Annotated in this window: 16 protein-coding genes; 9 read left to right on the forward strand and 7 right to left on the reverse strand. The window is 64.1% G+C overall.

Annotated elements, in window-relative coordinates; translation table 11 throughout:
• Positions 1-88: 88 nt before the first annotated feature.
• Positions 89-277, reverse strand: coding sequence for a hypothetical protein (locus ABB27_RS20030; protein ID WP_083491159.1), 189 nt, complete (start codon positions 275-277; stop codon positions 89-91).
• On the opposite strand from ABB27_RS20030, the gene ABB27_RS05570 reads away from it, so the two are divergent.
• The 3 genes from ABB27_RS05570 to ABB27_RS05580 are packed head-to-tail and all read left to right on the forward strand — an operon-like array spanning position 276 to position 2,368.
• Complete coding sequence (locus tag ABB27_RS05570; protein ID WP_057627243.1) at positions 276-1,151, forward strand: PhzF family phenazine biosynthesis protein; 876 nt, start codon at positions 276-278, stop codon at positions 1,149-1,151. The two genes, ABB27_RS20030 and ABB27_RS05570, sit on opposite strands and share 2 nt — an antisense overlap.
• A gap of 46 nt (positions 1,152-1,197) precedes the next feature.
• Positions 1,198-1,989 carry a hypothetical protein gene (locus tag ABB27_RS05575; RefSeq protein WP_152984451.1) on the forward strand — a complete coding sequence of 264 codons (792 nt, stop codon included), beginning with the start codon at positions 1,198-1,200 and terminating at the stop codon, positions 1,987-1,989.
• Positions 1,990-2,002: 13 nt separating this feature from the next.
• Positions 2,003-2,368, forward strand: a complete 366-nt coding sequence (locus ABB27_RS05580; protein ID WP_057627245.1) for a 5-carboxymethyl-2-hydroxymuconate Delta-isomerase — start codon at positions 2,003-2,005, stop codon at positions 2,366-2,368.
• Positions 2,369-2,437: 69 nt separating this feature from the next.
• On the opposite strand, the gene ABB27_RS05585 is transcribed toward ABB27_RS05580, so the two are convergent.
• Entirely contained in the window at positions 2,438-3,001 is a 564-nt protein-coding gene (locus tag ABB27_RS05585; protein ID WP_152984452.1) for a hypothetical protein, read from the reverse strand.
• 109 nt (positions 3,002-3,110) lie between these two features.
• Here ABB27_RS05585 and ABB27_RS05590 point away from each other — a divergent pair, with 109 nt between their 5' ends.
• Complete coding sequence (locus tag ABB27_RS05590; protein WP_057627247.1) at positions 3,111-3,503, forward strand: bleomycin resistance protein; 393 nt, start codon at positions 3,111-3,113, stop codon at positions 3,501-3,503.
• Positions 3,504-3,563: 60 nt separating this feature from the next.
• Here the strand turns inward: ABB27_RS05590 and ABB27_RS05595 are convergent, their stop codons facing one another.
• From ABB27_RS05595 to ABB27_RS05610, 4 genes are all read right to left on the reverse strand, one after another.
• Positions 3,564-3,992 carry a hypothetical protein gene (locus ABB27_RS05595; protein ID WP_057627248.1) on the reverse strand — a complete coding sequence of 143 codons (429 nt, stop codon included), beginning with the start codon at positions 3,990-3,992 and terminating at the stop codon, positions 3,564-3,566.
• Between the two features lie 685 nt (positions 3,993-4,677).
• Positions 4,678-6,999 (reverse strand): TonB-dependent receptor, encoded by a 2,322-nt coding sequence (locus ABB27_RS05600; protein WP_057627249.1) that lies wholly within the window; start codon positions 6,997-6,999, stop codon positions 4,678-4,680.
• A gap of 233 nt (positions 7,000-7,232) precedes the next feature.
• Positions 7,233-8,234: an extracellular catalytic domain type 1 short-chain-length polyhydroxyalkanoate depolymerase gene (locus tag ABB27_RS05605; RefSeq protein ID WP_057627250.1), complete on the reverse strand. Its 1,002-nt coding sequence runs from the start codon at positions 8,232-8,234 to the stop codon at positions 7,233-7,235.
• An 88-nt stretch (positions 8,235-8,322) separates the two neighbouring features.
• Positions 8,323-9,726: a GntP family permease gene (locus ABB27_RS05610; RefSeq protein WP_057627251.1), complete on the reverse strand. Its 1,404-nt coding sequence runs from the start codon at positions 9,724-9,726 to the stop codon at positions 8,323-8,325.
• Between the two features lie 155 nt (positions 9,727-9,881).
• On the opposite strand from ABB27_RS05610, the gene ABB27_RS05615 reads away from it, so the two are divergent.
• Genes ABB27_RS05615 through ABB27_RS05630 form a run of 4 tightly spaced genes read left to right on the forward strand, consistent with a single transcriptional unit; the run spans position 9,882 to position 16,849 of the window.
• The gene (locus tag ABB27_RS05615) at positions 9,882-12,080 is read left to right on the forward strand and encodes a TonB-dependent receptor (RefSeq protein ID WP_244479149.1); all 2,199 of its coding nucleotides are present in this window, start codon (positions 9,882-9,884) and stop codon (positions 12,078-12,080) included.
• A gap of 11 nt (positions 12,081-12,091) precedes the next feature.
• The gene (locus ABB27_RS05620; protein ID WP_057627253.1) at positions 12,092-12,970 is read left to right on the forward strand and encodes an alpha/beta fold hydrolase; all 879 of its coding nucleotides are present in this window, start codon (positions 12,092-12,094) and stop codon (positions 12,968-12,970) included.
• Complete coding sequence (locus ABB27_RS05625) at positions 12,967-13,452, forward strand: MaoC family dehydratase (RefSeq protein ID WP_057627254.1); 486 nt, start codon at positions 12,967-12,969, stop codon at positions 13,450-13,452. Before ABB27_RS05620 ends, ABB27_RS05625 begins: the two co-directional genes overlap by 4 nt.
• 55 nt (positions 13,453-13,507) lie before the next feature.
• The gene (locus ABB27_RS05630; protein ID WP_057627255.1) at positions 13,508-16,849 is read left to right on the forward strand and encodes a hybrid sensor histidine kinase/response regulator; all 3,342 of its coding nucleotides are present in this window, start codon (positions 13,508-13,510) and stop codon (positions 16,847-16,849) included.
• A gap of 46 nt (positions 16,850-16,895) precedes the next feature.
• Here the strand turns inward: ABB27_RS05630 and ABB27_RS05635 are convergent, their stop codons facing one another.
• Positions 16,896-17,570 (reverse strand): response regulator transcription factor, encoded by a 675-nt coding sequence (locus ABB27_RS05635; RefSeq protein ID WP_057627256.1) that lies wholly within the window; start codon positions 17,568-17,570, stop codon positions 16,896-16,898.
• A gap of 89 nt (positions 17,571-17,659) precedes the next feature.
• On the opposite strand from ABB27_RS05635, the gene ABB27_RS05640 reads away from it, so the two are divergent.
• On the forward strand, positions 17,660-19,504 hold the full coding sequence (locus tag ABB27_RS05640) for a 3-hydroxybutyrate oligomer hydrolase family protein (protein WP_083491161.1): 1,845 nt from the start codon (positions 17,660-17,662) through the stop codon (positions 19,502-19,504).
• Positions 19,505-19,508: the final 4 nt, after the last annotated feature.

Consider the following 19,508-nt stretch of genomic DNA (forward strand, 5'->3'; position numbering starts at 1 on the left):
TGCCTTTGTAGCCCTGCAAAAAACAGAGCAAGCGGACTTCGTCCGCCTCCCCTCACCCCAACCCCTCTCCCGCAGGCGGGAGAGGGGCTTAAGCCACAGCCAAAGCGACAACCACAGCGAGAGCCAGGGCCATAGCAACGCCCACAGCAGCAGCAACAGCAACAGCAACAGCGACAGCGACAGCGACAGCCACCGCCACAGCAACAGCAACAACAACAACAACAACAACAACAACAACAACAACAGCAACAACCTCACAGCATCCGGACCCACCCATGACCACCCGCCGCTTCCTGCAACTTGATGTCTTCGCCCCCCGGCCCGGTACCGGCAATCCGCTGGCCGTGGTGCTGGACGCCGATGGCCTGGACGATGCCGCCATGCAGGCCATCGCCCGCTGGACTCGTCTGCCTGAAACCACTTTCATCTTCGCCCCGACCAAACCGGGTACCAGCTACGGCATCCGCATGTTCGCCCCGCAGAAGGAGGTGCCGTTTGCCGGCCACCCCAGCGTCGGCAGCGCCCATGCCGTACTGGAAAGCAGCGTGGCCGCGGCCATCGATGGCCAGCTGGTACAGGACGGCATTGCCGGCCAGCTGCCGCTGCAGATCAGCGAGCACGATGGCATCCGCACCATCGCCATCCGTACGCCTCGCGCCTCGGTGGCTGAGATCGTCACCGCCAGCGATCCGCGCCTGCAGCCAGCCATCGTCGGCTGGCCGCTGGGCAGCCTGCCACCCGCACTGATGGATGGCGGCCGCCGCTGGTGGGTGGTGGAAGTCGCTGACGAAGCCGCGCTGCGCGCGCTCAACCCCGACTGGGACGCCATCGCCACCCTCGCAGAATCCACCGGCGCGATGGGCGTGTTCGCCTACGCCCGCGCCGCAGGCGACGGCTACCAATTGGTGGTGCGAGCTTTCGTCGGCAATGGTCGCCGCTTTGAAGACGCCGCCTCCGGTGCGGCCAATGCCGTGCTGGCCGCATGGCTGGACGAGCGCGATGCCCTGCCCGGCAGCAACAAGCGCTACACCGCCAGCCAGGGCCGCGAAGTCGGCCACGATGCGTTGCTGGAGCTGCGCATCGACGCGCACGGCGACGTCTGGTCGGGCGGTCAGGTGCAGACCGTGATCCGCGGAACCATTGATTGGTAACCGGGTCAGACGCTGACCAATAGCGCAGAGACCCACGGAGACGGAAATGCGTAGATGGATCTTTATTTTCGCGCTGTTTTTCACATTCAATGCCTACGCCGGTGAGCTTTCCCGTCAACCGGCAAGGGCCTTGTTCGTCGGCAACAGCCTGATCTACGTAGGTAATCTGCCGGCCACCTACGCAGCACTGAGCAGCGCCAACGGACATCCGGTTCACAGCCAGATGATCGTCAAAGGCGGTGCCCACCTCCATCAACGGGTTGCCGATGGCTCAGTACAACGCGCACTGAGCGAACATCGCCCCGAGCTACTGATCCTGCAGGAACAAGGCGGCGCGCTGCTGTGCTTGCCGGACGCATCATCCTGTACAAAATCGCAGGCAGCGATAGCGGCATTGGCGAAGACAGGTAGCGACGCCGGTGCCCGCGTACTGCTGCTCGGCAGCTATCAATCACAGGCGGCGGCATCGGCCCGTCTGATTGCCAAGGAAGCTGCTGCTGCCGAACAGGCCGGCATTCCCTATGTGGCAATCTCCGAAGCCCTGCGTACCGCCTCGGCCGCTGCGCCCGACCTACCCTGGTACGACGCGGACGGCATGCATCCCGGCCCGGCGCTGACCCTGCTTGACGCCATCCAGCTTTTTCGCGTCATCCACGGCCGGCTGCCCGAGCACGGCTTCTCAGTGGCGGCACCGATCTATCTACCTAAAAGCGGGCTCGATGCGACCTTGCGCGATGCCAATGCCGCCGCACCGCTTGCCGATACACCCACCCATATCAACTACCCGGATGCGATGGTCCAACGCATCAACGCGATACTGCGAACCACGCCGCCCTGACAACGAGCTCCCCATGCCCCACCTGACTCTTGAATACAGCAGCAATCTCGGTACCACCATTACCCCGGCGTTGTTGCGAACAGCCAATCAGGCGCTGCTCGGCACCGGACAATTCCAGGAAATCGACATCAAGTCACGGGCCATCGCATTTGATTGCTTTGCGGTCGGAATCAATGAAAGCCCACGCGGTTTTGTGGCTGCGCGATTGGAACTACTCAGTGGCCGCGATGCGGATACCAAGCGCGATATTGCCAACAAACTCCTGGCCGCACTTGAAGCTGTCATCGTTGCCGACGAACTGGAGCTGCAGATCAGCGTGCAGATTGTGGATATCGACCGCGACAGCTACGCCAAGACCCTGATTCCGCCCAAGACTTGAGCGAACGCGAGTAATCCCCATGACGGGACTCCACCTGGAAAAGCAGCGACCGACGCGACAGTGCCCGGCTCAGCCCTCGGCCATTTTGAATTTAATTTCGGCGCCATCAAACAAGGTCATATAGGCATCATTCGCGCGAAGCTTGATGTCCACCCAAAAGCGCATCTCCTTCGTCCCTTCAGCTATTTCTGAGAACGACACGTTCACGCTGATATCCACTTTGCCAGACTCACTGCGCAAGCGCATCACGTTGCGTTGCAGCCCGCGCAATTGAGCGGCACCTTCCGTGCTTAGCGCCAGATCGTAGGTTGTAACGGCAACAGCCGGGCTGAAAAATCCGGAGCTGCGTTCACCTTGGCTGGAGCCCACCAATCTCAGCGGCATCGTCGCAACCTGCGCAGCCTCGCCATCGGGCTGCAGCCGCAATACCAGCCGGGTTTCCTCCGGGTTCAGCGTGTTTCCGCGCGGAAGCGCTACCTTGATCCTGATATCTGCGGGTTCCAGTTGCACCAGCGCACGCTCATCCAATGAAGAAAGCCGCAACGCGGTGGACAGCGGGATCGAAGCACAGGCGCAGAGCAGAACCAGGCACAGAAACAGGCACGATCTTGCAAGAATCACGGGCAAAGACATCGACGCATCTCCTTGGTCGTTGTACTTCCATATCACCGTGTCGGCGCGGGGAGCTTATCCTCTGCCGTGCATGCGACTATCGCTGAAGCCCTGTCTTCGGAGCAACGTAATGGCGCACATTCAGTTTCACTCCGTTTCCCCCTTCCTGGCTACAGAGGACCTGCCCACCACCCTGGCGTTCTATCTCGACAAGCTGGGCTTCGCATTGGCATGGGAGTGGGGTGAGCCCACCGAGTTGGCTGCGGTATGCCGCGATGAGGTGGAGTTGACCCTCGCCAGCCGCGCCGATGCCAAGCCCGGCGGCATCAGCCGGCTATATCTGCACATTGACGGAATCGACAGCTATCACGCGCAGCTGCAGTCAGCCGGCGTGGGCATCACCGTAGCCATTGCTGACCGGCCCTATGGCATGCGCGATTTCAGCGTGACTGATCCGGCCGGCAATGTGCTGTGCTTCGGGCAGGCATTGCCGCAGCCGATGAGTGCTGCGGAAGCGGTGTAGTTCGCAGGAACACCGGCCCACCCGCGACCACGACGGCGACTGGATCTTCAGCTTCGCGGCTTACGCCGCTCCCACACGACTTGGCTTTCTTGTCAGCAGGTAACCCAGCCAGGCAAATGGCAGGTAAGCCAGCAATACGTCCAGCACTTCGAACCAGCGCGGTGCGGGCAACATGAAACAGCTGGCGATGCCGCCCATCAGGAACAACAGGCCAATCAGCAGCGCGGGGAGTCTGTTCACGCGTCCCATTGCCCAGGTTGCAACCAAGGCACCGGCGAAGGTTCCCAAGGCATGGGCCAGGAAGGGAAACAGGAAATGGCGGGCCTGGAGCAGCGGCATCGCCGCCTTCAGTCCTTCAGCGGTACTGGTATCTACCCCGGCCGGCGGTGGTACCAGCTGGGTACCTAGCAGTATCAAGCCCATGTTCACCGCGCTGCCTGCAATAAAGCCAAGCACTACGGCCAGCAGTCCTTTCAGGAAACCTCGCATCGTTGCCCCCCCTCAGCTCGGTGATGGGCGGAGTATGAGCCAGGTGGAGCCTGGTTGGGTGCGCCTGGAGTAGCGTGATCAGCTTCCCCCGTTTGCGGGACTGCAGCCCCCTTTTTGGGGAAAGGTGCCCCGAAGGGCGGATGAGCGAGCTTTGGGTTTTGCGGTAGAGCCCCCTGCCGAGCATGGCTCAGCACTACAAAGGCAATGCTTGGCTTCGCCCCTTCTCCCGTTCACGGGAGAAGGGGCCCCGAAGGGGCGGATGAGGGGGAGCTTTGGGTTTTGCGGTAGAGCCCCCTGCCGAGCATGGCTCGGCACTACAAAGGCAATGCTTGGCTTTTTCCCTTCTCCCGTTCACGGGAGAAGGTGCCCCGAAGGGGCGGATGAGGGGAGCTTTGGGTTTTGCGGTAGAGCCCCCTGCCGAGCATGGCTCGGCACTACAAAGGCAATGCTTGGCTTCGTCCCTTCTCCCGTTCACGGGAGAAGGTGCCCCGAAGGGGCGGATGAGGGGGAGCTTTGGGTTTTGCGGTAAAGCTCCTGCCGAGCATGGCTCGGCTCTACAGATGATGCTTGGCGTTGCCTCACCTTCCCCCTTTTGGGGGGAAGGTGCCCAAAGGGGCGGATCAGGGGCTTTGGGCTTTGCGGCAAAGCCCCCTGCCGAGCATGGCTCGGCACTACCGATGCAGGCTCAGCGCCAGTTGTAGTTGAACGACACGCCGATGATGCGCGGGTCGTTGTAGACCGCCGCCATGTAGTTCTCGATCACACCCTTGAGGTTCTTCTCGTTGGTGATGTTGCGGGCGAATGCCGCCACTTCCCAGGCGCCGTAGCCGCCGGTATAGCCAACGCGCAGGCCGCCTTCGAAGTTGCCCTTGGAGTAGAACTCCTTGCTGTCATACAGCACGAACTGGGTTTCGCCCTGCTTGTTCCAATCGGTGGCGAAGAACACCGCACCGTCATCGCCCACCGGGATGTCGTAGCGTGCGGCCAGGTTGAGGTTGTACTTGGGTGCGTTCGGCAACGGGTTGCCGTCGATCTGTGCGTAGACGTTGCTGCCGATCTTGATGGTCGGGTCGTTGACCGTGCACACCACCACGCCGTTGAGCGCACAGACCTGCGCATAGACGCGCTTGTCCTGGATTTCGCTATGCAGCAGGCTCAAGCCAGCCGTCAGCGACAGGTTGGGGATCGGCCGCCAATCCAGGTCTGCTTCCAGGCCGTAGGCACGCGCCTTGTCGGCATTGAACAGCACGCCATTGCCGTTGGAATCGTTGCCGTTGAGCTGGATGTCATTGACGGTATAGGTAAAGCCGCTGACGTTCAGGCGCAGACGGTTGTCCAGCAGGCTGCTCTTGATGCCGGCTTCCCAGGACAGGATGGTCTCCGAGTCGGCGGTGGTGAAATCGGCATTGAACACCGCCGAGCGGCCCTGGATCGTCGGGCCACGGAAGCCGCGCGCCACACGTGCGTACAGGCTCAGCTCCGGGCTGATCTCGTACATCGCACTCAGATCCCAGCTGGGCTGGGTATCGGACATCTGCACGTCATGGCGGCCCTTGTAGGTCACCAGCCCGGCGGCGGTGTCTGCGGTCTTCAGCAGACGGGTGTGCTTCTCGTCCTTGGTGGCGCGCACGCCTGCGGTCAGGGTCAACGCATCGGTTGCCTTCCAGCTCACCTGGCCAAAGCCCGCCCAGGAGGTATTGATGTTGCGCAGGCGCACCCAGTTGTTGGGATTGTGCGCCGCGGTATCCAGGAACCAGGCGCGCTGGTAGAAATCAGTGGTGTCGCGCCCGTCAAAGTAGAACGCACCCACCTGCCACGACCACGGGTCGGTGGCGTTGGAGGCCAGCCGCAGCTCCTGGGTGAACTGGTCCAGATCCTGCACCTGGCCCATCGACTGGCCATAACCATTGGGCAGGCCGTTGACCGGGTAGTCGGCCGCCGCGCCACCATCGGTATCACCGCGGCTGTAGCCGGAGGTGGTCTCGTAGGCGCTGATCGAGGTCAGCGTGGTATTGCCGAAGTCATAGGTGGCCTTCAGCGAGCCGCCGTGGGTCTTGTAGGCCTGCGGGTTGTTATCGGCTTCGTCGAACGCCACCTTGTCGCGCGCCACATCGACGCGGTTGCTGCCCTTCACCAGTGCGTTGCGCAGGAACAGGGTGGAGGTGCCTTCGTAATCACGGGTATGGGCCGAGGCCAGCAACGAGAACTGCTCATTGGGCTTGTACAGCAGTTGCAGGCGCAGGTTGCGGTCGTTGTAGCCGCCCATCGTGTCGTTCTTCGGCGAGACCGTGCCGTCGGCACTCGGGCCACGGTAGGTGTTGTCCACCCAGTCATCGCGGTGCTGGTACAGGGTGGAAACGCGGTAGGACAGCACGTCGTTGATCGCCCCGCCCATGCCGCCATCGATGGATACGGTGTTGTAGCTGCCGTAGCTCACATTGACCCGGCCACTCGGGTCCTGGCTGGGCTTGGCGGTATCGAACTTGACGATGCCGGCGGTGGTGTTGCGGCCGAACAGCGAGCCCTGCGGGCCGCGCAGCACTTCCACCTGGTCCACGTCATAGACCGGGTTGGACTTGAGCACCACATGCTCCAATACCACGTCGTCCTGGATGATGGACACCGGCTGCGACGCCCCCAGGTAGAAATCGATATTGCCCAGGCCGCGGATATAGAAGCGCGGGAAGATGCGCCCGGTGGTGGTCTCGGCGTAGAAGCTGGGGACACGGCCGGACAGCGCCAGCAAAGTGTCATCCGCGCCTTCGGTATAGGCCCGCAAGGCTTCGCCCTGCACCACACCTACCGAGATCGGCACGTCCTGCAGGTTCTGCTCGCGGCGCTCGGCGGTGACGGTGATGGTATCCAGTGCCGTCGCGGCATCCTGGGCCAGCGCGGTCTGCGCGGCCAGCGGCAGGATCAACAGCGCGCAGGCCTGGGCCAACAGCGAGCGACGTGGGAATTCATGGGTAACCCGGGTAACTGCAGAGGTGGTGCGGTGACGCTGCATGGAATGGCCTTGGTTGGCAGTTGATGATTGCGCCCAGCCCGGACAGGGCCAATGACGCGGCATGAGGCGCGCAGATCATCGTCGCACAAGGTTGCAATTCGATGGCACTGCCAGCGGACAAGCCCGTAAAGCCGAACGCCAGCGCAGGAGCAAGCCGCTCCCACGCTGGCGACCACATTGCTTCTTTTAGTTCCCAGCGTTCCAGGCGATCAGCGGCTGGCTACTGCATCCGCTCAACGCAGCTGGTCTTTCAGGAACAACCAGGTGATCAAGGTCGCATCCGGCCCCTGCGGATCGGTGAACGGCAAGCCGGAGGTGCTGCCGCTCCAGGCATGGCCCATCCCATGCACGAGATAGTCCTGGACCAGGGTCCTGCCACCATAGCTGTAGTTCTTGACCGTATAGGAGCGACCACCCGGCACCTGGCCGGCAACAGTGCTGGTCGGCACGTACTTGACCGAATCATTGTCCAGGCCGTCATCGGCCAGATCATTGGTCTGCAGGAATTGGCGCACCGCCTGCTGGCCGTTGACCGGGTTGACCGTGGCATCGGCGCTGCCATGGAACACCAGCACCGGCAACAGACGCGGCGATGGTGAACCCGAGCACTGCCAGGCAAGCTTGCCATTGCTTTCCGGCGAATAGATGCTGCCGGCCAGCAGCGCGTAGGCGCTGCCGGATACGGTGGTCGCGCCCTTGTACATACCGCCGGAGTGGATGGCGCCAGCAGCGAACACGTCCGAATAGCAGGCCAGCATGATCGAGGTCATCGCGCCGCCCGCGGAGATACCGGTCACATAGACCCGCCGCGGGTCGACGGCGTATCCGGTCTTCACCGCATCAACGATTCCCGCAAGGATGGAAGCCTCACCGCTGCCGCGCGCCTGGTTGATCGGCAGCTGCCAGTTCCAGCAGCGCGTCGGGTTGGCGGTGACGTTCTGGCGTGGATAGACCACGATGAAACCTTCGACATCGGCGACATCATTGAACCCCGAAGCTTCACCCATCAGGTTGGGCCCGTTGACGCAGCCGTGCAGCACCAGCAGCACCGGCAGTGGCTTGCTTTGCTCATAGCCGGCAGGTACCCACACCTGGTATTCGCGGCTGCCGAAGAGGTTGCCGTACAGACCGAAATCCCAATGGCCTGTGGAACTCTGCGCAAACGCGTTGCCTGCCGCCAACCAGGCGCAGAGCAGTAGCAGGACCGCCTTGATTGAAACGATTCCAGATTTCATAACCAGATCCTCATGCGTGAGTCGTGGATGAAGTCGTACCGGGAATCCTCGTGGACCAGCCCTCCAGGAGGGTGTTGCGACGCCGCTGTCAAACCCAGCCGGTGGCGTAATAGATGCCGATCACCACAAACACCGCGAGGGTCTTGATGATGGTTACCGCAAAGATGTCCTTGTAGGCCTGGCGATGGGTCAACCCGGTCACCATCAGCAAGGTGATCACGGCGCCGTTGTGCGGCAGGCTGTCCATCCCGCCGGACGCCATCGAGGCAACCCGGTGCAGCACTTCCATCGGTATGCCGGCCGCCTGTGCGTTGGCGATGAAGGTCTCCGACATCGCAGCCAGGGCGATGCTCATGCCGCCGGAGGCCGAGCCGGTGACACCGGCCAGGCCAGTCACGGTAACGGCCTCATGCAGCAGCGGGTCCTTGATCGAACCCAAGGCATTGGCCACCACCATGAAACCCGGCAATGCGGCGATCACCGCGCCAAAGCCATACTCGGAGGCAGTGTTCATCGCCGCCAACAAGGCGCCACTGATTGCGGTCTTGGTGCCGTCGGCAAACTGGGCGACGACCGGTCGCCAGGCCAGCAGCATCACTGCCAGGATGCCGACCAGCAATGCGCCCTCCACCGCCCAGATCGCAGCGATCTTCGGCACTTCCTGCACCACCGGCGCGGCCTTGCCAAGGATGGACGGCACGAAGCTGTGCTCGGCGCCATACCAGTGCGGGATGCCCAGGGTGAACAGCTTGTTCGACACGAACACCAGCAGCAATGGCAACACCGCGATGCCGGCATGTGCCAGATTGGTGCCGATGAACGGCACCGGCTCGTTGACCAAGGTTGCCGGATCGCCATAGCCCTCGCCGTTGCGCACGGCAACACGGCGCCGCCACTCCAGGTAAGCCATGCCCACCGCCAGCACAAAGATGCTGCCGAGGGTGCCGAGCACCGGTGCGGCCCAGGTGTCGGTGCCGAAGAACGTGGTCGGGATGATGTTCTGTATCTGCGGCGTGCCCGGCAGCGCATCCATGGTGAAGCTGAAACCGCCCACCGCCAGCGTCGCTGGGATCAGCCGCTTGGGAATATTGCTCTGGCGAAACATCTCGGCGGCAAACGGATAGACCGCGAACACCACCACGAACAGCGACACGCCGCCGTAGGTGAGCAGGCCCGACACCAGCACGATCGACAGCATCGCCCGCTGCGGGCCGAACAAGCGTATCGCCGCACCGACAATGGATTTGGAAAAACCAGACAGCTCGATCAGCTTGCCGAACACCGCGCCCAGCAGGAACACCGGGAAATACAGCTTCAGGAAGCCGACCATCTTGTCCATGAACAAGCCGGTGAACATCGGCGCCACCAACGAAGGGTCGGTCAGCAGTACCGCGCCGAGTGCGGCGATGGGCGCGAACAGGATCACGCTGTAACCGCGGTAGGCAACCAGCATAAGGAAGCCCAACGCTGCAAGTACGATCAGTAACGACATACGGCGCTTCCGGATGGGGAGGCGCTCAGTATCCTGATCTGATGGCCGCTGCCGACTGGACCTAGGTCCACTCGCTGCTACCCGCCCGCGTCGCTAGCCTTGGCTCCGAGGGTGGCATACGGCCATCTACAACGTACTTGCCTGGGGAGGACCGAATGAAGCGGAATTATTTGAGCCTGATGATCGGCGCGCTGTTGGCCTCCGGGCCGGTATTGGCACAGGAAGCACAACCCGCTGCCCTGACAACGGGCAAGGCCGCGTCGGCCACCAACCTGGACAGCATCACCGTCACCGCGCGCAAGCGCGAGGAAACCCTGCAGGAAGTGCCGGTCGCGGTCACCGCCTTCACCTCCGAAGCGCTGGACAAGTTGAACGTGCAGGACATCGCCGACCTCGACGCGCAGGTTCCCAACCTGACCATCTATGCGGCGCGTGGCGCCAGCAGCACGGTCACCGCCTATATCCGCGGCGTCGGCCAATCCGATCCTACCTGGGGCGCGGACCCGGGCGTAGGCATCTATCTGGATGACGTCTATATCGCCCGCCCGCAGGGCGCTTTGCTGGATGTGTTCGACGTCTCGCGCATCGAAGTACTGCGTGGCCCGCAGGGCACGCTGTACGGCAAGAACACCATTGGCGGCGCGATCAAATACATCTCGCGCGGCCTGCCCACGCAGGTCGAGGGCTATGCCCAGGTCACCGCCGGCAACTACAACCAGCTCGATGCCAAGGCAGCCATCGGCGGCCCATTGGGCGGCGCCGACAGCGGCCTGCGCGGTCGCATTGCGGTGGCCAGCATGAACCGCGATGGTTTCGGTGAAAACACCTTCAACGGCCAGCCGATCAGCGACAAGCAGATCAATGCGGCGCGCTTGAACCTGGGCGCCTACGCAGGCGACGACTTTGACGTGCAGTTCGCGTTGGACTGGATTGATGACCAATCCGGCATGCGCGGCTCCAAGATGCTGGCACCCAATCCGTTCACCCCGGCGTATCCGCCGATGGATGACCGCTACGACATCCGCTCGGGCATGCGCAACCTCAACAGCGTCGAGACCAAGGGCGCCTCGGCTACGGTCAACTGGCGCCCGAACGAAGACATCGCCTTGAAGTACGTGGTCGCCAAGCGTGAGTCGGACAGCCACTCCAACATCGACTTCGACACCACGCCGGTCAAGCTTGCCGACGTCGGTGGCTTCTACGAGGACAGCCAGGTCAGCAACGAGGTGCAGTTCAACTACGACGCCGGTGGACGGGTGCGCGGCGTGGTTGGCCTTTACCAGTTCAGCGGTGAAGCCGGCGGGCAGATCCGCAACAACTTCTTCAACCTGCAGTTCGGCGATACCCGCGGCAAGGTACTGACCGACAGCATCGCGCTGTACGCGGACTGGACCTTCGACCTGACCAACAAGCTCAAGCTCGATGTCGGCGCCCGCTACACCGACGAGGACAAGCGTGCCGTCGTGTTGAACCGTTTCTACTCCGACGCCACCTTCACCCGGCCGATCGCAGTTGCTGCGGTCTTCGACAAGACCACCAACTTCAAGAACGTCTCGCCGAAGGTGTCGCTGGATTACCAGATCACCCCGGACATCATGGTCTACGGGCTGGCAACGCGCGGCTTCAAGTCCGGTGGTTACAACATCCGCGCCAACGCCGTGGCGGTGCCGCGCTCGGCCGAGCCGTTCGATGACGAGACCGTCGACAGCTTCGAGATCGGCAGCAAGATGGGCTTCCTCGACTCGCGCCTGTTCCTCAACCTGTCGGCCTTCCACAACAAGTACAAGGACATCCAGCTGTCGGTGTTCACTGGCATCGACACCAACGGCGACGGCGTCAACGATGCCTTCTTCGGCGACTTCACCAATGCCGGCAAGGGCACCGTCAACGGTCTGGAAATCGAATACCAGTACCTGCCGACAGCCCACTGGCTGATTTCCGGCAACCTGGCCTGGCTGGACACCAAGTACGACGAGTACATGGACCGCGGCGTCAACGTCGCCAAGCAGATGAAGTTCACCAATGCACCGGATTTCTCGGGTGCGCTGAACGTGGAATACCGCACCGAACTGGCCAACGGCAGCAACCTGTCCGCGCGCGTGGGTTACAGCTACCAGAGCGAAGTGTGGCCGACCACCGACCTGAGCCCGGTGATCCGCCAGGATGGCTACGGTCTGGTCAATGCCGGCGTGATCTGGAAACTCAATGACGCCTGGACTTTCTCCCTGCAGGGAACCAACCTGGCCGACAAGGAATACCGCACCACCGGCTACAACATCCCGGCGGTCGGCACCCTGATCGGTTTCTACGGCCCGCCGCGCCAGTACAGTCTCAGCGTCCGTTACGATTTCTAGGAAACACCTGCATGACGCAGTCTTACGATGATCTGTACTGGAACAGCAACGATGGCCTGCGCCTGCACGCGCGCGACCATGCACCAGCTGCGGGGCAATCGCCCCGCGGCACGGTGGTCTGCATTCCCGGCCTGACCCGCAATGCAGCCGACTTCGACGCCCTTGCCGAAACGCTGACAGCAGCCGGCTGGCGGGTACTCGCGGTCGACCTGCGTGGGCGTGCGGGTTCGGCGCGCGCGCCCGACCCAACCAGCTACAACCCGCGTGCCTACGCCGACGACATGGTTGCGTTACTGCGTTCGCAGAACATCGCAAAAGCGGTGTTCATCGGCACCTCGCTGGGCGTACTGGTCACCATCACCCTGGCCTCGCGCACAGCGGAGCTGATCGCAGCGGCGGTGCTCAACGATGCAGGCCCCAAGGTGCCACGTGAAGCCTTGGCGCGGATCGGCAAGTACGCAGGAAAACCCTTGCCGCCGATGGACTTGGACCAAGCCACTGCCTACGCCGAATCGATCGGCAAAGCGTCCTTCCCGCGCTTCACCACCGAGGATTGGCGGGCGATGGCTTCGCGCAGCTTCCGCCAGCGCGACGATGGCCTGTTGGAACTGGACTATGACCCCGCCGTCATCCGCACCACCCGCCCCTGGGTGCTGTGGCTGCTGCGGCCTGTGCTGTGGCGCGCGGTGCGTGGATTGACCTCGCGGGTGCCGGTGCTGGTCGTGCGTGGCGCGCTGTCGGACATCCTCCCGGCTGATGTCGCCCAGCAGATGGCGGCCACTTCGCCGAGCGCCAGCCTGGTCGAAGTGCCGGATGTCGGCCATGCGCCGACCCTGTCGGAACCTGAGGCACGTGACGCGATCCTGGCCCTGCTGGAGCGTGTGCGATGAGCGCCACCAACACGCCGCAGCAGATGCCGGCGGCCTTGCTTGCCCTGCAGCGATGGGCCGCAAGCGAACGCCTGGGCAAGCTCACGCACATCCCGCAGTCGCGCATCGACGCCTTCGCCGAGGCCACTGGTGACCACAACTGGATCCACGTCGATCCGGCCCGCGCGCAGAGCGACTTACCGGGTGGGCGAACCATCGCTCATGGCTTCCTGCTGCTCGCGCTCACCGTCGAAGAAGACGTGGCCGCCCTGATCGGCTTCGCCGGCATCGCCCATGTGCTGAACTACGGTTTGAACAAGGTCCGCTTTCTCGCACCGGTGCCCAGTGGCTCCGACATCCGGGTGCGCTCGCGCCTGGTTTCGCTGGAACCGCGCCAGCCAGGGCAATGGCTGCTGACCCAGCACAAGAGCGTCGAACTGCAGCCCGGTGGCGAGCTGGCACTGGCCGCCGAGCAGTTGTCGCTGATCGTAGTCGCGCCCTAGCCCACGCCCGCACTGCCGCCAGCACGCCGACCACGGTTCTCTCTACACTGGAGCGATGTTGACCCCTTCCATCGTCCTGTTCGCCTGCATCGCGTGGACCGTGCTGCTGTTCGGTGTCGCCCTGTGGGGTGAGCGACAGGGTCACCGTCTCGGCAAGGTATGGCCGGCCGTCTACGCGCTGTCTCTGGGCGTGCACTGCACCGCCTGGACCTATTACGGGGCCGCCTCGCAGGGCATGCAATGGGGCTTCCCGATCCCGCCGACCTTGATCGGCATGGCGCTGATCTTCGCCTTGGGCCTGCCATTCCTGGCACGGCTGGGCCGGCTGGCCAAGCAACACAACAGTGCCACCATCGCCGATCTGGTGGTCGCGCGACTGCGCACCGATCAAGGGCTGGGCGCAACCATCACCCTAGTCGCCCTGCTCGGCATCATTCCCTACATCGCGCTGCAGCTCAAAGCGGTAAGCCAAGGCCTGAGCAGGCTACTGGGCGGCCAGTTCGCCGCCAGCGGCTGGCAGCTGGACATGTCGTTCTGGTTCGCGCTGACGATGGCCGCGTTCACCATGCTGTTCGGCGCGCGCAAGGCCTCGGCCACCGAGCACAACCGCGGCATCGTGGTGGCGCTGGGGCTGGAGTCATTACTCAAGCTTGCGGCACTGCTCGCTATTGGCCTGTATGCGGCGTTGTCGGTGCATCGCGCGGGCACGCCGCTGCTGGAAAAGATGGCGCATCTGCCGCCACCGACGGTAATCCCCGACTTCATCACCATGGTCGCCTTGGGCGCGATGGCGGCATTCACCCTGCCCCATCAGTTCCATGTGGGGGTGGTCGAGCTGCGCCAGCCCTCCGACCTGAAGACCGCTCGCTGGTTGTTCCCGCTCTACCTGCTGTTGATCGGCCTGCCATCGGTGCCGATGGCCTTGTCCGGTGCCGCCCAGCTCGGGTCCTCGGTATCGCCTGATCTGTATGTACTGGCCTTGCCGCAGGAACGTGGCCACCATCTGCTGGCGCTGCTCGCCTACCTGGGCAGCCTCAGCGCCGCCACCGGCATGATGATCCTGTCCGGGCTGACCCTGTCGATCATGCTCGGCAACCATGGCTTTGGCTCGCATCTGCTGGCTGGGGTAAATGGCGCCGGCAACGACGCCGGTGCCGACCTGCGCCCGCGCGTACTGGCATTCCGCCGCGCCGGCATCCTCGCCGTATTCCTGATGTCGTGGTTGTACAGCCGCGCGATGAGCGGCACCGAGGCGCTCAGCGATTTCGGCCTGATGTCATTCACTGCCTTGTCGCAGCTGGCACCGGCGGTGCTGCTGGCGGTGTATCGGCCGCGCACGCCGTCGCCAGCGATCATGGCCGGCATCGTGCTGGGCTCCCTGGTCTGGCTGTGGCTGGTGTTGTTGCCGATGGTGATACCCGCACCGGACCCGGCGGCGGGCACCGAAGGTCTGCATTGGCTCGCACTGTTCTCGCTGCGCATGCAGCCCGGCCATATCGCGATCAGCATGGGCGCCAGCCTGGCGGTCAACCTGATCACCGTCGCGCTGGTATCGCGCGCGATACGTCCATCGCTGCCGCTGCAGAAGGATGCCGTGGCTGCAGCGTCAATGCGCAAGACTGCCGGGCGTTTCCTTGGCCAGGAACGCGCGCGGCAGCTGATGGATGGCCACGCTGGGCAGATGCTGGATGACGAACGGGTCACCGCCATCGAGCGCGAGCTGACCGCCGTGGTCGGCGCCGGCATGGCACGGCTGCTGGTCGAAGCCGCGCGCGATGGTGGCGCAGCGCCACTGGATGCGGTCACCCGCGCCGTCGGCGAAGCTACGCAGGCATTGCGCTTCAACCAGCGCCTGCTGGAAGCCGCATTGGAAAACATGAGCCAGGGCATCAGCGTGGTCGATGCCCAGCTGCAATTGGTGGCCTGGAACAGCCGTTATGCCGCGCTGTTCAAATTCCCGCCCGAATTGCTGCAGGTCGGGCAGCCGGTCGCCAACCTCACCGCATGGGCGCTGGGTGAGCTGAAGATCGGCGAGGCCCCGGGTGATAACGTTGGCAAGGCGCTGAACCGGCGCATCGCGCACATGCGCCGCGGCACACCGCATCTGTCCGAACGCATCTTCCCTGACAACACCATCGTCGAAATCCGTGGCAACCCGATGCCAGGTGGCGGCTACGTCGCCACCTTCACCGACGTCACCGCGTTCCGCATGGCCGAGGATGCGCTCAAGCGCAGTAACGAGACCCTGGAGCTGCGCGTGCAGGACCGCACCGCGCGCCTGGAGCAGGCGGTGCATGAGGCCGAACGCGCGAACGTGGCCAAGACCCGCTTCCTCACCGCCGTCGGCCACGACCTGATCCAACCCCTGCACGCCGCGCAGCTGCTCACCGACGCGATGTCGCAACACATCGAATCCGAGTTCCTGGATAGCTTCCTGCGCCAGATCCGCGGCGCCCTGGATTCCACCGACGACCTGCTGTCGGGCCTGCTCGATATCTCGCGTCTGGAAGCCGGTGGACTGGTGGCTGATCCGCGCCCGTTCGCCTTGTCGAGCGTGCTTGATCCGCTGGCGCAGGAGTTTGCCGTGCTGGCCGCAGCACGCGGCCTGCAGTTCCGCTATGTGCGCAGCCGCGTGTGGGTACACAGCGATCCGCTGCTGCTGCGCCGCGTGCTGCAGAACTTCCTCGCCAACGCCATCCGCTACACCCGCAGCGGCGGCGTGCTGCTCGGCGTGCGCCGCAATGGCGAAACGCTGACCATCGGCGTGCATGACAGCGGTCCGGGTATTACCCCGGAGCAGCAGAGCGTGGTGTTCGAGGAGTTCCATCGCGGCGACCGCAGCAACGGCCAGGGGCTCGGCCTTGGGCTGGCGATTGCACACAGGATCGCCGACCTGTTGCATGCGCCACTGGCCCTGCACAGTGTGATCAAGCGCGGTTCGGCGTTCTCCATTACGGTGTCGAAGGCAACACCGCCGCCTGCCTCACGCAGCGAGACACCCGCCGGCAGCAACAGCACCATCAAGGGCACACGCGTGCTGGTGGTCGACAACGATCCCGATGCATTGGAAGCGATGCGACAGATGCTGCTCGCCTGGGGCTGCGATGTCATCGCCGCCGGCGACTCCAGGGCGGTTGATGCTTCAGCGCCCGAAGCTGCCCTGTGGTTGTTCGACTACCACCTTGACGATGACGATACCGGCGTCCAGCTATGGAAGCGGCTTGTCGCCATGCATGGACAGCGGCCGACGGTGATCCTCAGCGCTGATACCGGCAGCGACACCCGCGAGGCGGTACGCGAAGTCGGCCTGTCGTTATTGAACAAACCTTTCAAGCCGCTGGCACTGCGCTGGGCAATCAATCATCTGCTGGCTACACGCAGCACGGTCGAGGGCTGATACCGCAGACTGCGTTGAACCGGCCGGCCGATGGCCGCGCCGCAGCTCAGGCGTCCTGCGCCTCTTCGATCTGCCGCGACGGATCGGCCAGACCCATTTCGTGCAGCACACGAATCGCCTGCGCGCGGTTGCGCACGCCAAGCCGGCCCATGATGCGGGTCATATGCGCCTTGACCGTACGCAACTGCACGCCAAGGCGATCAGCGATCTGCTTGTTGAGCAGTCCCTCGGCGACCAGGCTCAGCACCTTGTACTGGTGCGCGGACAGGCTGGCCAAACGCGCAGCCAGATCGGCGTCCTTGCTGAAGGGCGCAACCCGGGCGACGGTTTCACGCAGCATCGCCGGTATCCAACGCTCGCCATCCAGCACGGTCTGCAAGGCCTGTTGCAGGTCCACCAGGCCCGAGCTTTTGGGCAGATAGCCGGCCGCCCCAAGGTCGATGGCGCGGCGAATCACATGCGGCTCTTCATTGGCCGAGACGATGATGATCGCCAGCCCCGGCTGCAAAGCGCGGATCGTCGCCAAACCGGCCAGGCCGTGGTTGCCCGGCATATGCAGGTCCAGCAGCATCAGGTCGATCTGCTGGGCCTCGATCGCCTCCAGCACGCTGTCCAGCGAATCGGCCTCACTGATCTGCAGATCATCAACCGCCTCTTCGGCCGCGCGGTGCAGTGCGGCGCGGAACAAGGGGTGGTCATCGGCAATGAGCAGGGTCGGCATGTCCAAGCGAGGTTAGCAAATTCACGGACAACCGGGCACGGGTACCTAGGTACGCTGGCATCTCCACCTTGGCTTGCTAGTGTGGGGCGATGAACATTCCCCGCCCCGTCACCTTGCTTTGCGCTGCGCTGCCGCTGTTGTCGGGCGGCGTTTCCGTCGCCAACGCCGCCAAGTCCTGCCCAAGCGCTGCTGCGCCTGTGTTCGAGCAATGGCGCGAAACCGAGCACCGCGGCAGCGATGATCTGCTGACGGCCGGGTTGGGGCTCGATGGCCTGCGCGCCACCACCGCCCCGGCCTTCGCCAGCGCGGCCCTGCCAACCGCCGAGGAAGCACGGCGTCGTGCGATCTGGAGCAGCTGGCGCGGCATCGCCGACCTCACCCCTGGCGGCGGTTTCGGCGATGTCTACGGCAACCTGCAGGCGGCACCGGGCCGTGAATTCTCGGCCTATGCGCGCATCCCCGACGCCCAGCAACCACACCGCGTGCTGGTGCAGATTCCGGATAACTTCGATCCGGCGCGACGCTGTCTGGTGGCCACCGCTTCGTCCGGCTCGCGCGGCATCTATGGCGCGATCTCGGTCGCCGGCAGCTGGGGGCTGGCGCACGGCTGCGCCGTCGCCTACACAGACAAGGGCACCGGCAGCGACTACTACGATCTGGACACCAAGACGGGCTTCCAATCCGATGGCACGCCCGCCTCCCAAGGCGTGCTTGCATTCCTTCCCGGCAATCCGAAAACCGCGCACGGCATTGCTTTCAAGCACGCCCACTCCGGCGACAACCCGGAATCGGACTGGGGCCGGCACCTGCTGCAGGCACTGCAGTTCGGTTTGCAGGCGCTCGACCGCGCCTATCCGCAATCGGCACCCTTCACCCCGGCCAATACGCGCACGCTGGGCGCGGGCGTCTCCAACGGCGGCGGCGCGGTGCTGCGTGCGGCGGAGATCGAAGGCGACTGGTTCGATGCGATGGTGGCCGGTGAGCCGAACGTCTCGGTGGCCGGCGCACCGCCGCTATACGACTTCGTCACCCAGTCCGCGTTGCTGATGCCCTGCGCCCTGCTTGCGCTTGATGACCTGCCGCAACCGCCGATGCAGGCACAGGCGGCACCGGCATGGACACAGCGCTGTACCGTCCTGAAATCGGCCGGGCTGGTACAAGGCGATGACACCGCCGCACAGGCACAGTCGGCACGCCAGCAGCTCACCGACGCAGGCCTGAACGAGGGCGCCCTGCGTGCTGGTGCCTTCTCGACCGGGTTCGACCTGTGGCGTGCGATCGCGGCGACCTATGCATCGGCCTATGGCCGCTACGGCGTTGGCGAACATCCCTGCGCTTACAGCTACTCCGCCGTGGGCGCCGACGGCAAACCCGGCCCGGCAGCGGCCGAGCTGCGCGCAAGCTGGTGGAGCGAAGCCAGCGGCATCCCGCCCGGCAGTGGCGTGGTGCTGGTGGACGGCAATGCTGCCCAGTCGACGGAAGACCCGCTACGCGGCCTGAGCTGCCTGCGTACTCTCGGCATGGGTGACAGCGCCGATGCCAAGCGGGTACGCGCCGGTATCGCTGACGCCGCCGCCAAGGCACCGCGTCGCGGCCTGCCGATCGTGGTCATCCACGGCACCGACGATGGGCTGGTACCGATCAGCATGACCAGTGACCGCTACCTGCCGCTGGCTCGCAAGGCTGGCGCGCAGATCGCCTATTGGCGGGTAAGCAATGGCCAGCACTTCGATTCGCTGCTGGCCTTCCCGGACTACCGCAAGCGCTATGTGCCGTTGCTGCCGTACATGTTCGCGGCGATGGATCAGGTCTGGGATCACCTTGAAGACCCAACAAGCGCCCTGCCGCAGGATGCGCTGATCCAGCCAACGCCGCGTGCGGATGCGCCGCTGCAGCGTTCGCAGCTGTCCATTCCCGCCGTTTCCAGTCGCTGAGCGC

The sequence above is a fragment of the Stenotrophomonas terrae genome, assembly GCF_001431465.1.
Lineage (GTDB): Bacteria > Pseudomonadota > Gammaproteobacteria > Xanthomonadales > Xanthomonadaceae > Stenotrophomonas > Stenotrophomonas terrae.

Excerpts from the sequence above, each read along its gene's own strand:
- ABB27_RS05570 (WP_057627243.1), top strand. The coding sequence starts at position 276 with ATGACCACCCGCCGCTTCCTGCAACTTGATGTCTTCGCCCCCCGGCCC.
- ABB27_RS20030 (WP_083491159.1), bottom strand. The coding sequence starts at position 277 with ATGGGTGGGTCCGGATGCTGTGAGGTTGTTGCTGTTGTTGTTGTTGTT.
- ABB27_RS05575 (WP_152984451.1), top strand. The coding sequence starts at position 1,198 with ATGCGTAGATGGATCTTTATTTTCGCGCTGTTTTTCACATTCAATGCC.
- ABB27_RS05580 (WP_057627245.1), top strand. The coding sequence starts at position 2,003 with ATGCCCCACCTGACTCTTGAATACAGCAGCAATCTCGGTACCACCATT.
- ABB27_RS05585 (WP_152984452.1), bottom strand. The coding sequence starts at position 3,001 with ATGTCTTTGCCCGTGATTCTTGCAAGATCGTGCCTGTTTCTGTGCCTG.
- ABB27_RS05590 (WP_057627247.1), top strand. The coding sequence starts at position 3,111 with ATGGCGCACATTCAGTTTCACTCCGTTTCCCCCTTCCTGGCTACAGAG.
- ABB27_RS05595 (WP_057627248.1), bottom strand. The coding sequence starts at position 3,992 with ATGCGAGGTTTCCTGAAAGGACTGCTGGCCGTAGTGCTTGGCTTTATT.
- ABB27_RS05600 (WP_057627249.1), bottom strand. The coding sequence starts at position 6,999 with ATGCAGCGTCACCGCACCACCTCTGCAGTTACCCGGGTTACCCATGAA.
- ABB27_RS05605 (WP_057627250.1), bottom strand. The coding sequence starts at position 8,234 with ATGAAATCTGGAATCGTTTCAATCAAGGCGGTCCTGCTACTGCTCTGC.
- ABB27_RS05610 (WP_057627251.1), bottom strand. The coding sequence starts at position 9,726 with ATGTCGTTACTGATCGTACTTGCAGCGTTGGGCTTCCTTATGCTGGTT.
- ABB27_RS05615 (WP_244479149.1), top strand. The coding sequence starts at position 9,882 with ATGAAGCGGAATTATTTGAGCCTGATGATCGGCGCGCTGTTGGCCTCC.
- ABB27_RS05620 (WP_057627253.1), top strand. The coding sequence starts at position 12,092 with ATGACGCAGTCTTACGATGATCTGTACTGGAACAGCAACGATGGCCTG.
- ABB27_RS05625 (WP_057627254.1), top strand. The coding sequence starts at position 12,967 with ATGAGCGCCACCAACACGCCGCAGCAGATGCCGGCGGCCTTGCTTGCC.
- ABB27_RS05630 (WP_057627255.1), top strand. The coding sequence starts at position 13,508 with ATGTTGACCCCTTCCATCGTCCTGTTCGCCTGCATCGCGTGGACCGTG.
- ABB27_RS05635 (WP_057627256.1), bottom strand. The coding sequence starts at position 17,570 with ATGCCGACCCTGCTCATTGCCGATGACCACCCCTTGTTCCGCGCCGCA.
- ABB27_RS05640 (WP_083491161.1), top strand. The coding sequence starts at position 17,660 with ATGAACATTCCCCGCCCCGTCACCTTGCTTTGCGCTGCGCTGCCGCTG.